At 73.3% G+C, this 12,090-nt stretch carries 13 protein-coding genes; 6 read left to right on the top strand and 7 right to left on the bottom strand.

Features of this window, described 5'->3' with window-relative positions; genetic code table 11:
* Positions 1–47: 47 nt before the first annotated feature.
* The gene (locus tag ABTY15_RS12650; protein WP_350580877.1) at positions 48–902 is read left to right on the top strand and encodes an SCO6745 family protein; all 855 of its coding nucleotides are present in this window, start codon (positions 48–50) and stop codon (positions 900–902) included.
* Positions 903–940: 38 nt separating this feature from the next.
* On the opposite strand, the gene ABTY15_RS12655 is transcribed toward ABTY15_RS12650, so the two are convergent.
* The 4 genes from ABTY15_RS12655 to ABTY15_RS12670 form a co-directional block, all read right to left on the bottom strand.
* Entirely contained in the window at positions 941–1,573 is a 633-nt protein-coding gene (locus tag ABTY15_RS12655; RefSeq protein ID WP_350580880.1) for a cysteine peptidase family C39 domain-containing protein, read from the bottom strand.
* A 149-nt stretch (positions 1,574–1,722) separates the two neighbouring features.
* On the bottom strand, positions 1,723–2,709 hold the full coding sequence (locus ABTY15_RS12660; RefSeq protein ID WP_350580882.1) for an aldo/keto reductase: 987 nt from the start codon (positions 2,707–2,709) through the stop codon (positions 1,723–1,725).
* Between the two features lie 72 nt (positions 2,710–2,781).
* A complete protein-coding gene (locus ABTY15_RS12665; protein WP_350580885.1) occupies positions 2,782–3,624 on the bottom strand; it encodes an ABC transporter permease in 843 nt (280 codons plus the stop codon).
* The gene (locus ABTY15_RS12670; RefSeq protein ID WP_502893484.1) at positions 3,624–4,613 is read right to left on the bottom strand and encodes an ATP-binding cassette domain-containing protein; all 990 of its coding nucleotides are present in this window, start codon (positions 4,611–4,613) and stop codon (positions 3,624–3,626) included. Before ABTY15_RS12670 ends, ABTY15_RS12665 begins: the two co-directional genes overlap by 1 nt.
* A gap of 99 nt (positions 4,614–4,712) precedes the next feature.
* On the opposite strand from ABTY15_RS12670, the gene ABTY15_RS12675 reads away from it, so the two are divergent.
* Entirely contained in the window at positions 4,713–5,444 is a 732-nt protein-coding gene (locus ABTY15_RS12675; protein WP_350580898.1) for a TetR/AcrR family transcriptional regulator, read from the top strand.
* Between the two features lie 44 nt (positions 5,445–5,488).
* Here the strand turns inward: ABTY15_RS12675 and ABTY15_RS12680 are convergent, their stop codons facing one another.
* On the bottom strand, positions 5,489–6,865 hold the full coding sequence (locus tag ABTY15_RS12680) for a PLP-dependent cysteine synthase family protein (protein WP_350580902.1): 1,377 nt from the start codon (positions 6,863–6,865) through the stop codon (positions 5,489–5,491).
* Between the two features lie 109 nt (positions 6,866–6,974).
* On the opposite strand from ABTY15_RS12680, the gene ABTY15_RS12685 reads away from it, so the two are divergent.
* On the top strand, positions 6,975–7,610 hold the full coding sequence (locus tag ABTY15_RS12685) for a flavin reductase family protein (protein ID WP_350580904.1): 636 nt from the start codon (positions 6,975–6,977) through the stop codon (positions 7,608–7,610).
* A 55-nt stretch (positions 7,611–7,665) separates the two neighbouring features.
* Complete coding sequence (locus tag ABTY15_RS12690) at positions 7,666–8,325, top strand: hypothetical protein (protein ID WP_350580907.1); 660 nt, start codon at positions 7,666–7,668, stop codon at positions 8,323–8,325.
* A 13-nt stretch (positions 8,326–8,338) separates the two neighbouring features.
* On the opposite strand, the gene ABTY15_RS12695 is transcribed toward ABTY15_RS12690, so the two are convergent.
* Positions 8,339–8,824, bottom strand: a complete 486-nt coding sequence (locus ABTY15_RS12695) for a hypothetical protein (protein ID WP_350580909.1) — start codon at positions 8,822–8,824, stop codon at positions 8,339–8,341.
* A 355-nt stretch (positions 8,825–9,179) separates the two neighbouring features.
* On the opposite strand from ABTY15_RS12695, the gene ABTY15_RS12700 reads away from it, so the two are divergent.
* Complete coding sequence (locus ABTY15_RS12700; RefSeq protein ID WP_350580911.1) at positions 9,180–10,229, top strand: hypothetical protein; 1,050 nt, start codon at positions 9,180–9,182, stop codon at positions 10,227–10,229.
* A gap of 60 nt (positions 10,230–10,289) precedes the next feature.
* Here the strand turns inward: ABTY15_RS12700 and ABTY15_RS12705 are convergent, their stop codons facing one another.
* Entirely contained in the window at positions 10,290–10,718 is a 429-nt protein-coding gene (locus ABTY15_RS12705; protein WP_350580918.1) for an SRPBCC family protein, read from the bottom strand.
* Between the two features lie 142 nt (positions 10,719–10,860).
* On the opposite strand from ABTY15_RS12705, the gene ABTY15_RS12710 reads away from it, so the two are divergent.
* Positions 10,861–12,036: a CopD family protein gene (locus ABTY15_RS12710; RefSeq protein ID WP_350580921.1), complete on the top strand. Its 1,176-nt coding sequence runs from the start codon at positions 10,861–10,863 to the stop codon at positions 12,034–12,036.
* Positions 12,037–12,090 lie beyond the last annotated feature (54 nt).

Below are 12,090 nucleotides of genomic sequence, written 5' to 3' on the forward strand. Positions count from 1 at the left end.
GCCCCCGTCCAGCCGAGCTGTCCGCTCGCTCCGAGGAAGGTGTTCCGATGGCTGATCTCGTCCACCCCGCCCGCGCGTTGTGGTGGCTCTTCGAGCCGGTGCACGCCGTCACCTACTTCGTGCCCGAGGGCCTCGACGCCTACGAGGCGGCCGGGCTGCGCGGCCCCTGGCGCGGCTACTTCGCGAGCCGCTCGGCGCCGTTGGGCGCCGTGGACGCCCCGCCGGTGATCGCCGCGTTCTTCAACTTCGCGCCGGCGACGGTCGAGCGCGCGCTGCCCGAGGTGTGGACGCACGCGAGCCCGGAGGAGGTGCTGGCCGCCCGGCTGAAGGGCGCCTCGGCCTCGCTGGCCCGGCTGCTGGAGCACGTGGACCCGGCGCAGGTCGAGCTGGCCACGGACGCGCTGGAGCAGGCCGCCGGGCGGCTGGACTGCGGCGGCCGGGTGCTGGCCGCCGCCAACGCCGTGCTCCCCCGCCCCGACGGCCTGTACGAGAGGCTCTGGCAGGCCGCCACGGTGATGCGCGAGCACCGCGGCGACGGGCACGTGGCGGCCCTGGTCACGGCCGGGCTGGACGGCTGCGAGGCCCTGGTGGTCCGCTGTGCGATGGACATGCGGCGCGAGGTGCTCCAGCCGATGCGCGGCTGGACGGACGAGGAGTGGGAGGCGGCCGCGGCGCGCCTGGTCGAGCGGGGCTGGCTGACCGCGGAGGGCGCGATCACCGAGCTCGGCCGGATCCGGCACCAGGGGCTGGAGGCGGCCACCGACCTGGCCGCGGCCCGGGTGTGGGAGAACTACCCGCGCGCCGAACTCGACCGGCTGGCCGCGGCGTTGAAGCCGATCTCGGCGCTCTGTCGCGCCGCCATCCCGGTCAACCCGATGGGCCTGCCCACCGACCACCCGTAGGGCGCGACCCGGCGAACGCGCCCGTACGGCTCCACCCGCTACTGCGCCGCCGGCGGGCCGAGGACGATCCCCCGCCCGGCGTAGAAGGGCCCGAAGGACGGCCACGGCACGTGCGCGAAGGCCTGCGACTCGCCCGGGAACCCGGACGGGTTGTGGATCACCAGCGCCGTGTCCGTGGCCCCCACCGCCAGCACCAGGTGCCCGCCCCGCCGCACCGGCTCCGGACCGGCCGGGTGCCGGATCGACGGGTGCACCGACAGCATCACCAGCCGGCCGTCGACCACCTCGCCGGCGATCTCCTGCGGTGCCAACTCCCGCGCCTCCGCGGCCAGTCCCCACCGCTGCCGGGCGTAGGCGGCGAACGGCGTGTGGATCAGCCCGCGCAGGCCGTCGCCCTCCCGCACGTACGCGCCCGCCGCCACGCACTCCCCAGCCAGGGTCAGCGCCCGCGGCGCCAGGCCCCACCAGTGGTCCAGCGCCATCCGCAGGCAGGCCACCCCGCACAGCCGCCACGACCACCACGCGTACTCCTCCGGGGTGGCGGCACCGGACTGCCCCCACCGCGGGTCCTCGGCCGCGTCGACCTCACCCTCGATGATCGCCCGCACGAGCTCCGCCGACTCCCACTGCGCGTAGTACGGCACCTCGTGCACCACAGCCCTCTCCGCCATCCCCCGACGCTCTCACGCCGCGGCGGCCGCCGGGTCACGACACTCCGTTCCCGGCCGCCACCACGGGCGCCGGACGGGGACACCCACCCTCGAAGCCCCGGCACCAGGACTTCGAGGGTGCGGAACCGCCCCACCAGGTGCGGAACCGCCTACCAGGCGTAGTCCTCCGGGGCGGGCTGGTGGCCGGGGAAGATCTCGTCGAGGCGGTCGAGGGTCTTCTGGTCCAGGTGCAGGTCGAGGGCGCCGAGAGCGCCGTCGAGGTGGGCGAGGGTGCGCGGGCCGATGATGGGGGCGGTGACGGCGGGGCGGCTGAGCAGCCAGGCGAGGGCGAGGTCGGCGGGGTCGGCGCCGAGTTCGGCGGCGAAGTCCTCGTAGGCCTGGATCCGGTCGCGGTGGGTCTCCAGGATTTCACCGGCGTGCCCCAGCGCGCCCCGCACCCTGGTCCCCTCCCGCTCCTTCCGCAGGACGCCGCCGAGCAGCCCGCTGCGCAGCGGGGACCAGGGCAGCAGCCCGAGGCCGTAGTGCTGGAGCGCGGGAATGACCTCCAGTTCGACGGTGCGGTCGAGCAGGTTGTACAGCGACTGTTCGCTGACCAGCCCGAGGAAGTGCCGGGCGCGGGCGGCCTCCTGGGCCTGGGCGATGTGCCAGCCGGCGAAGTTGCTGGAGCCGACGTAGATGATCTTGCCCTGGGCGACCAGGAGCTCCATCGCCTGCCAGATCTCCTCCCAGGGCGTGTCCCGGTCGATGTGGTGCATCTGGTAGAGGTCGATGTGGTCGGTCCGGAGGCGCCGCAGGCTGGCCTCGACGGCTCTGCGGATGGCGAGGGCGGAGAGCCGGCCCTCGTTTGGCCAGTCGCCCATCGGGGCGTAGGCCTTGGTGGCGAGGACGGTGCGCTCGCGCCGCCCGCCGCCCTGGGCGAACCAGCGGCCGATGATCTCCTCGGTGCGACCCTTGAGGTTGCCTTCGCTGTCGCGGCCGTAGGCGTTGGCGGTGTCGAAGAAGTTGACGCCCCGCTCGTGGGCGGTGTCCATGATGCGGTGGGCCTCGGACTCCTCGGTGTGCGGGCCGAAGTTCATGGTGCCCAGGCACAGTCGGGAGACGGTCAGGCCGGTGCGGCCGAGGTGGGTGAACTCCATGGCGTCCACCTTCGGCCGCACCGGCGGCGGTGTCCAGCACATTCCACCGGACGAGCCGACCGGGCGGTCGCCTCACCGCCCGTGCGTGCCGAACTTCCGTACGGCGAGCGGCACGCAGAGCGCCAGCAGCACCCCGCTCCAGAGCAGCGCGGCGAGCCCGGCGTGCTGCATCGGCCAGGCGTCGCCCGGGGCCGAGGGGTTGCCGAAGAGTTCCCGGCAGGCCTGGACCACGGAGCTGACCGGGTTCCAGTCGGCGACGGTCCGCAGCCAGCCGGGCATGCCGCCGGTGGGCACGTAGGCGTTGGTCACCATCGCCACCGGGAAGACGGCGACGGCGAGTTGGCCGGCGGCCTCCTCCTTGCCGACGGCGAGGCCGAGGCAGGTCCCGACCCAGGTCATCACGAACCGGAAGAGCAGCAGCAGCGCGAACCCGCCCGCCGCGTCGGCGAGTCCGTGCCGGACCCGCCAGCCGGCGGCGAGCCCGACGAGCGCGAGCAGCGCCAGCACGACGACGCTGACCAGCAGGTCGGCGAGGTTCTGCCCGAGCAGCAGTCCGGTCCGGGAGACCGGCATCGAGCGCAGCCGGTCGGTGACGCCGCGCCCGAGGTCGCGGGCGGCGCCGACCATGGTGGGCATGATGCCGTTGGTGGCGACCATGGCGAACAGCCCGGGCATCAGGAACTCCCGGTAGTCGCCCCCGCCAGGCACCTGGATGGCGCTGCCGAAGACGTACCCGAAGACCACCACCATGACCACCGGCACGCCCAGCGAGGCGGCCAACAGGCCCGGCGAGTGCCGGTAATTGAGCAGGATGCGCAGCATCGAGGTCCAGCTGTCGGCGACCAGCCGCGCGGCTGCGGACGGGACCGCGACGGGAGACGTGGCGGGAGACGCGACGGAGTACGTGGTGGCCATCAGGCGGCCCTCCCCTCGGTGGCGGTCAGCGCGAGGAACACGTCGTCCAGCGAGGGCGCCCGCACCGCGGCGTCCTCGGCCACCACCCCGGCCGACTCCAACTCCCGTACCAGCAGGGGCAGGAGGACGGACCTCCCGGGCTGCGTCAGCGCCGTGACGGTCCGCTCGGGGACGTCCACCCGCACGTCGCCGCCGGACAGCGCGGACAACACCACGGCGGTGGCGGCGAGTTGGCCCGGCTCGGCGAGCGTGACGGACACCTGGCTGCCGATCGCCGCCTTGAGCCGGTCCGGCGGCCCGGTGGCGATGGCGGCGCCGTGGTCGACGACGACGATCTCGTCGGCGAGCCGATCGGCCTCCTCCAGGTACTGGGTGGTGAGCAGCACGGTGGTGCCACCCTCGGCCAACTCCCGTACGGTGTCCCAGATTTCCTGACGGCTGCGCGGGTCGAGCCCGGTGGTGGGCTCGTCCAGGAAGAGCACGGGCGGGCTGGTGACGAGGCTGGCGATCAGGTCGAGGCGCCGACGCATGCCGCCGGAGTAGGTGCGGACGAGGCGGCCGCCGGCCTCGGCCAGCCCGAAGCGTTCCAGCAGTTCGTCGGCGCGCGCCCGGGCCCGGCGGCCGCCCAGGCGGTGGAGCCGGCCGAGCAGGTGGAGGTTGTCGCGCCCGGTGATGCCCTCGTCGACGGCGGCGTGCTGCCCGGCGAGGCCGATGGAGCGTCGGACGGCTTCGGCCTCGCGCAGCACGTCGTGTCCGGCGACCCGGGCGGTGCCCCGGTCAGGGGCGACCAGGGTGGCGAGAACCCGCACGGCGGTGGTCTTGCCGGCGCCGTTGGGGCCGAGCAGGCCGCAGACGGTGCCGACGGGGACGGTGAGGTCGAGGCCGCGCAGGGCCTCGGTGGCGCCGAAGCGTTTGGCCACGCCCACCATCTCGATGGCGGGCCGGTCGGCATCGGGCCGGTTGGCGTAGGGCCGGTTGGCATCGGACATGGCTCTGCCCTCTCTCTAGGTACAGCGTACGTAGAAGCGTGAGCCCATGCTACTAGGTACGCCGTACGTATCTAAGATGGGAGACCGAGGTGATCTTCCGTGCCGTCCAGCAAGACCCCCAGCAGCGCCAAGCCCGCGCCCCCCGAGGCACCCGAGCTGATCTGGCTGCGCCCCGAGCGCACCGGCCGCGGCCCCCGCCCGGCCCACAGCCGGACCACCATCGCGGCGGCGGCCGTCGAGATCGCCGACGCGGAGGGCCTGGACGCCGTCTCCATGCGCCGGGTCGCGGCCGCCCTCGGAGCAGGCACCATGTCGCTCTACAACTACGTGCCGAAGAAGGAGCACCTGCTCGACCTGATGCTCGACGCGGCCGCCGGCGAGTACGACCTCGCCGCCCTCGCCCCCACCGGCGACCCGCGCGCCGACCTGCGCCACCTCGGCCACCAGCAGCTCGCCCTCTGCCGCCGCCACCCCTGGCTGCCCGCCCTGGTCATCGCCCGCCCCGGCATCGGCCCCAACGCCCTGCGCTACACCGACCACTTCCTCGCCGTCACCGCCCCCACCGGCCTCGACGGCGGGGCGCGGATGGAGGCGATGGCGATGTTCAACGGCTTCGTCTGCCAGTACGCCCAGTACGAGCAGACGGCCGCCGCGGGCGCCAAGTGGCAGGCGGAGCTGGTCGGTTACCTGACCAAGGCGGCGATGAGCGGCGAATACCCGCACCTGGCCCAGGCGTTCGCGACGTCCGGACCGCCCGCCGATCCGGACACCGCCTTCGACCGCTCACTCGACCGGGTGATCACGGCGATCCTGGCCCCGCCGGCCGGCTAGGGCCTGTCCGTCACGAGGACGCCGGCCCTTGAATCGGGGCCCGCTCAGCCCGCCAGCTGCGCCCGGTCCAGCAGCGCGACCGCCCGTCCGTCGACCAGTACCAGCACGCCCGGGTGCCCCTCCCCCAGCTCCGCCCGCGCCTCGGCCGGCGACTGCCCGACCCCCACCGTCGGCAGCGTCGGCCCGAGCAGCGCGCCCACCGGATCGTCGGGCTTGGCACCGCCGTCCGCGAGCGCCGCCGCCAGCGCCTCCCGCGACACCGAGCCGACCACCTCCGTCGCGCTCACCCCGTACGGCCACGCCGTCCGCGCGAGCACCACCGGCGCCACCCCGCCCGGCGCCGCACCCAGCGCCTCCAGCGCCGCACCCACCGTCGCGTCGGCGGTGACCGTCACCAGCGGCCCGGCGTCGTCGATCAGCGGCCGGAGGCCGTCCGAGGACTCCAGGAACCCCCACTGCCGCATCCAGTCATCGCTGTGCACCTTGGACAGGTAGGAGCGCCCCGAGTCCGGCAGCAGCACCACGACCAGGTCGTCCGGCCCGAGCCGCCGCGCCACCCGCAGCGCCGCCGCCACCGCCGCACCCGAGGAGGGTCCGGCCAGAATGCCTTCCTCCCTGGCGAGTTGACGTGCCGTCAACAGTGCCTCCCGGTCCGGGATCCGCTCGAAGGCGTCCACCACCTCCGACCGGTACGCCTGCGGCCAGCGGTCCTCGACGGTCTCGGGGTGGTGGAAGTGCCCGATGCTCTCGACGTACCAGGGGCTGCCGTCGCCGCCCCCGTACTGCGAGGAGAGCGGGTCCGCCCCGACCACGGTCACCGCACCACCCGAGACCTCCTTCAGGTAGCTCCCGGTGCCGGTGATCGTCCCACCCGTACCGACGCCCGCGACGAAGTGCGTCACCCGGCCGCCGGTCTGCTCCCAGACCTCCGGGCCGGTGGTCCGGATGTGGGCATCCGGGTTGGCCGGGTTGTCGTACTGGTTGGCCAGCCAGGCGCCGGGGATCTCCTCCGCGAGCCGCCGGACGAGGTTGAACAGGTGGCGCGGGTCCTCCTGCGGCACGTTGGTCGGCGCGGTCACCACCTCGGCGCCGTACGCCCGCAGGATGTCCGACTTCTCGGCGGCCGAACGGTCGGACACCCCGGCGATCACCCGGTACCCGCGCTGCCGGCCCGCGATGGTCAGCCCGATGCCGGTGTTGCCGGAGGTCGCCTCGACGATCGTCCCGCCGGGGCGCAGCAGCCCGTCCCGCTCGGCGGCCAGCACCATCGACAGCGCGGCCCGGTCCTTCACGCTGCCGCCGATGTTGAGGAACTCCGCCTTGGCGTAGATCGGCGCGGCGATCCCGGCGCCGAGGCGGGCCAGGCGGAACAGCGGCGTCCCGCCGATCGCGTCCAGTACGGATTCGTGAACTGCCGCCATGGACGGCCTCCTTCTCTCGATGCCCCAACGCGAGGTCCGATACCCGCCAGCAGTGCCGGGGGCACCGGACAAGACTCACTGACGCATCCTGAACGAAAGGCGGACACCCGTGCACGTCGCCCCCGGCCTCAAGGTCCTCTACTTCGGCACCCCGGTGGTGCTCGTCAGCACCCGCAACGAGGACGGAAGCGCCAACCTCGCCCCGATCTCGTCCGCGTGGTGGCTGGGCCAGTACTGCATGATCGGCATGGGCGGCAGCGCCCGGACGACGCAGAACCTGCTGCGCGAACGCGAGTGCGTGCTCAACCTGCCGTCCTCGGCGATGGTGGACGTCGTCGACCGGATCGCGCTCACCACCGGCAGCCCGGAGATCCGGGAGTACCGGCAGAAGCAGGGCTACCGCTACGAACCCGAGAAGTTCAAGCTCGCCGAACTCACGGAGCAGCCCTCCGAGTTGGTCTCCCCGCCGCGCGCCGCCGAATGCCCGGTCCAACTGGAGTGCCGGCTCGTCGACGCACACCCGCTGGGCACCGACGCGAACGGCGAGAAGGGCTTCGCCACCGCCTTCCAACTGGAGGTGCTCCGCGCCCACGTCGAGGAGGAGTTGGTCATCCCCGGCACCCACTACGTGGATCCGGTCGGGTGGGACCCGCTGATCATGAAGTTCTGTGAGTTCTTCGGCGGCGGCGAGAACATCCACCCCTCCCGCCTCGCCCAGGGCTGGCAGATGCCGCACGACCTGTAGCCCGGGCCCGGCGTGGGGGCCCGCCGCACCGGGCCCCACGTTCTACCGTTCCGGCATGAGCCGTCGCGAAACCCCGGACCAACCCCGGCCGGCGCCCGCCACGCCGTGGCGGCAGGCCAACGGGCTCCTCCGGAGCTGGCGCTACGACGCCCTGTTGGAGGAGGGCCGGCGCGCGTGGGCAGCCGGGGACGCACCTGATGCGGCGGAGCCTGCGGCGCCCGAACGCACCTCGGTGCTCTGGCGCTTCGAGGCCTCGGCCGAGCCCTGGCGGCTACGGATGACCGCCGTGGAGCGTACGGGAGTTGACGACGGCCGCGAGGAGATCCGCGTGGACGGCACGCGCTGGTGGGCCCGGTCGCGGGGCCGGGCCCACTCGGGCGACGCCAGGGAAGGCCAGTCGATCGGGACGGACGGACTGGCGACCATGCTGCGCCCCCCGGACGTCGTCGAGCTGCTCGGGCTGCGCCCCACCGCCCGGCCGGCGCGGACCGGCGGCCGGGCGCTCATCGAATACGCCGGCGCCCTGCCGGACCCGGGAGCGGATCTCCCCCGTTGGGAGGACGCCTCGTTCGAACTCGGCGACTTGGTCGTCCTCGGCTCCGACGGCTACCGCCTCACGGTGGACGCGGACACCGGCGTGGTGGTCGCCTGGCAGGCATCGGTCGGCGGACACCCGGCACGCGGAGCCGAGCTGCGCGATCTCCGCCTCACCTGAGAGCCGGCCCGCCTCAGATGGGCTGCGCGCAGAGCGCGCGCTTCGTCCGCGCAGGATCCAGGCCGTCGCCGACGACCTCTTCCTTGACGTCGACGTTGGACGATCCGCCGGGGCCCTCCGCCCACGCCTTGACCGTCCAGCGGCCGGCGCAGAGCCAGTTCCGGGTCATCGTGGGGGTGCTGCAGTAGGTGGTGCCGAAGCAGTCCTGGTCCCGGTCGTCCTGCAAGGCGCCGTTCCAGTACAGCCGGACATGGAGGTGGAGGTCACCACTGGACCAGCCGACGGTGTTGCCGCTCCAGGTCACGCTGCTGCCGTCGATGACCAGCCGGGCGGTGGAGTGTCCCGGCGTCACCCGCGTACTCGCCGCACCGGCCACCGCCGGTGCGGTCAGACAGGTCGCGGTGATACCACCCACCGCCACCCCGACCGAGCAGACGGACGCGAAGCGCTGCCACAGCTTCGTCAGCGACTGGTTGCGACGAACGGATCGAAGGATCACGGCTCTTGGCCTTTCCGGCAGACGATCACTTGGCGCGATTCTGCACGGGTGACCACTCACTGACCGTACTGAAGACGCCCGCTGAACGGGTGAGTCTCGAGGCGGTCGCGGATTGACGGCACCGGCGGTGCTCACCCGGGCGATGGCACCCGCTCTGCGACCCGGCCAGCCGGCTGACATGGTGGGCACCATGTCCGATCGTGCACGACTGTTCCGGAGGTGGCCGCCGGACCGACTGCCCCGCCGGGGAACTGCGTCCAGCGACCTCCCTGACCCGGCAGGCAGGTTCAAGGCCGCCAGCTGGCGGCAGTCCGTGCTCGCGCGGGTCACCCAGGCGAGCGCCCGGCTGGAGGCCTTGGAGCAGAGGCCTCACGACGAAGCCCGCTCCGCGCTCCTGGACGGGGCCAGGAGGAATCTGGCAGCGGCCCGCGACGCGGCGGCCAACACGCGTACGAACCTCACCGGGGCGGCATCGGAACGCGCCTGGACCAACCTCCAGGCGGCTGTGATCGTCCTGCTGACGTTGGCCGACGACGAGGAGCTGGTCGGCTGGGGGCCGGAGGTCCTGGAGTTCGCCCGTCTTCACCTGCGCTCGGACGACCCCCGGCGGGTGGCCCTCGAAGAGCGGCTCGATCCGCCCCCGGCGCCGCAGAAGTTGCAGCCCCTGGAGGCCGGCAGTCGCCACATCGCGATCCACGCCCTCCAGGGTGCGTTCGCGGCGAACTCGGTGGAGAAGACCCGCGCACGCAGCTTCCGCGCCGTCGTCCACGCGGGCACCCTCGTGCTCTTCGGTGTGGCCGCCGGCCTGGCGTGGCTCGGGTGGAACCATCCGTCCACACTGGAACTCTGCTTCCCTGATCCGAATCCCACCGCGTGCGCCGCCAGCAGCACGGTGTCCCCGAGCGCGAGCCCCGGCGCGAGCCCCAGCCCAAGCCCCGGCGCGAGCCCGGGCGCGAGTTCGACTCCGAACCCCACGGTCACGGCGACGGCCGCACCCGGCCCCTCGGCGCCCAGCAGCACGGCTCAGGAGGCCCAACCGAGCCAGTGGGACATCCCGCTCGTCGAGCTGTGCGGCCTGGCCGCCGCCGCGCTGACCACCGCGGTGGCGCTGCGCCGACTGAACAGCGGCGGGACACCGTTCGCCATTCCGCTGGCCCTGTCCCTGCTCAAGCTCCCCGCCGGGGCGGTGTCGGCGGTGATCGGCCTGATGCTGATCCGTGGCGGCCTGATCCCCGGCCTCGACAAACTGTCGACCCAGGGGCAGATCCTGGCCTGGGCGGCGCTGTTCGGCGTCGCCCAACACGCGCTCACCCGCTTCCTCGACGAGAAGGGCCGACAGGTCCTCAGCAGTGTGCACAGCCCTGCGCCCGGAGTCGATGAGCCTCTACCCGAGCAGCGTCACTGACCGCGCGGAGCGGGAAGTCGGACCGGCCGACTTCCCACTCCGCGCGCCCGTTTCCCCGGTCTACCTGTGCTCCACCAGGTCCTTGAACTGCTCCAGATCCGTCCGCACCGCCTGCTCGACGGCCCGCACCTGGGCGAAGCCCTTCGGGCCGCCGAAGGCCGCCCGCAGTTCGTCCGCGTCGTACTCCAGCCGTGCCTGCAACTCGCAGTGAGCGCTGTCCAACGCCCGCACGGCGAAGGCGCCCTTCAGCTCCGGGCTGCCGCCGGTCGTCTCCCACGCCAGCACCTGCCCGCCGCTGTCGGTGAGTTGGGTGTCGAAACCGCGCTGCTCGCCGCCGATGCCGACGTCGAAGTGCGCCCGGTTGTCGCGCTCCGCGAGCGCGCTGCGCACGCCGTCCACGAAGCGCGGATACTCGTCGATCCGGTGCAGTTGGTCCCACACCTGCTCGGCCGGCACGTCGATCTCGATCTGTTCTTCCAGTCTGCCCATCGGAGCCGTCACCTCCCGAACCACTGGCCCGCCCCGTCCGGCCGGGCCGTCACGCTCCTTCTCCAGCCTGCGCCGCCGCTCCCCCACCCGCACCTCCGCACGGGGTATCGAACAGCTTCCTTATTTAGGCTAGCCTTACCTTATGAACCATCTGCTGTCGGCCGCGAACACGGTCGGATACACCATGCCCCCGGTCTGGCGGATCCTGACCAAGACCGGCTACTTCATCGGCCTCAGCGGCTCCATCGGTGCCACCGTCACCTACGCGACGACCGTCCGCCCCGCCCTGCGCGCCGCCGGTACCGACACCCGGGACGCCACGGTGCTGCGCAGCAGGTCGGCCACCTTCCTGGCTGGGGCGGGTGTGGCGCTGCTGGTCGCCGGCTACTTCCAGCTGGCCGCCCGCGTCGCCCGCGCCGGCAAGGGCATGCCGTTCGGCGACGCCCTCGCCCCCGGCGCGATCCGGGACTACCTGCGGGCGCCCGCCGCCAAGGACGCCTGGATCGCCCAGGGCACCGTCCACCTCGTCCAGAACGCCGTCCTCGCCGTGACGGCCGCCGCCCTGATGGCACTGTTCATACCGGCCGCCCGGCGCCACACGGACGCGATCGCCCTCACCGCGCTGCCGCTCTCCCTCGCCGTGAGCCTGATCGCCGCCGTCCCGACCACGGCCCCCGCCGACCTCGACCGCTGGCTCGACCTCGCCTTCGACCAGACCCACATCGTCTCCGGCACGGTCTGGCTCGGCGGCCTCGCCGCCCTGGTCGCCCTCGTCGGCACCCGAGGCCGTCTCGGCGACGGCGCCGGCCTGCTCTGGGCCGACCTGTGGCGCCGCTTCAGCCTCGTCGCGATGATCTGCGTCGGTGCCGTCACCGTCTCCGGGCTGTGGCTCAGCTGGAAGCACGTCGGCGGCATCTCCCAGCTCTGGACCACGGGGTACGGCATCGCCCTGCTCGTCAAAATCCTGCTGGTCGTCGGCCTGGTGGCCGCCGGCGCCGTCAACCAGTTCTGGCTCATGCCCCGGATCGTCCGGGCTCGCCGTGCCGACGACACCGCCACGCTCCTGCACCTGACGCTGCGCCACTTCCCCAAGGTCGTCTGGGGTGAGGTCGCCCTCGGCCTCGCCGTCCTCGTGGTCATGCCCTTCCTCGCCGGCTCCGCCCGCACGGAGGCCGGCAGCGCCAAGGCTGTCTCCTCCGGCAGCGTCTTCGCCGCCGGGGCCGCCCTGGTCGCCGCCCTGGCCGTCTCGCTCTACGCGACCGCCAAGGCTTCCGACGCCCTGTCCCGGCGTCAGGACGCCTCCCCGGCGACGGCCTGAGCAGCCGGAGGCCGGTCCGGCGTGCGTGAGGGGCGCGCACCAAACGGTGTGCGC

The organism is Kitasatospora sp. NPDC097643 (genome assembly GCF_040302625.1).
Taxonomy (GTDB): Bacteria; Actinomycetota; Actinomycetes; order Streptomycetales; family Streptomycetaceae; genus Kitasatospora.

Excerpts from the sequence above, each read along its gene's own strand:
- ABTY15_RS12665 (WP_350580885.1), bottom strand. The coding sequence starts at position 3,624 with ATGGCCACCACGTACTCCGTCGCGTCTCCCGCCACGTCTCCCGTCGCG.
- ABTY15_RS12690 (WP_350580907.1), top strand. The coding sequence starts at position 7,666 with ATGAGCCGTCGCGAAACCCCGGACCAACCCCGGCCGGCGCCCGCCACG.
- ABTY15_RS12680 (WP_350580902.1), bottom strand. The coding sequence starts at position 6,865 with ATGGCGGCAGTTCACGAATCCGTACTGGACGCGATCGGCGGGACGCCG.
- ABTY15_RS12705 (WP_350580918.1), bottom strand. The coding sequence starts at position 10,718 with ATGGGCAGACTGGAAGAACAGATCGAGATCGACGTGCCGGCCGAGCAG.
- ABTY15_RS12650 (WP_350580877.1), top strand. The coding sequence starts at position 48 with ATGGCTGATCTCGTCCACCCCGCCCGCGCGTTGTGGTGGCTCTTCGAG.
- ABTY15_RS12655 (WP_350580880.1), bottom strand. The coding sequence starts at position 1,573 with ATGGCGGAGAGGGCTGTGGTGCACGAGGTGCCGTACTACGCGCAGTGG.
- ABTY15_RS12710 (WP_350580921.1), top strand. The coding sequence starts at position 10,861 with ATGAACCATCTGCTGTCGGCCGCGAACACGGTCGGATACACCATGCCC.
- ABTY15_RS12660 (WP_350580882.1), bottom strand. The coding sequence starts at position 2,709 with ATGGAGTTCACCCACCTCGGCCGCACCGGCCTGACCGTCTCCCGACTG.
- ABTY15_RS12670 (WP_502893484.1), bottom strand. The coding sequence starts at position 4,613 with ATGTCCGATGCCAACCGGCCCTACGCCAACCGGCCCGATGCCGACCGG.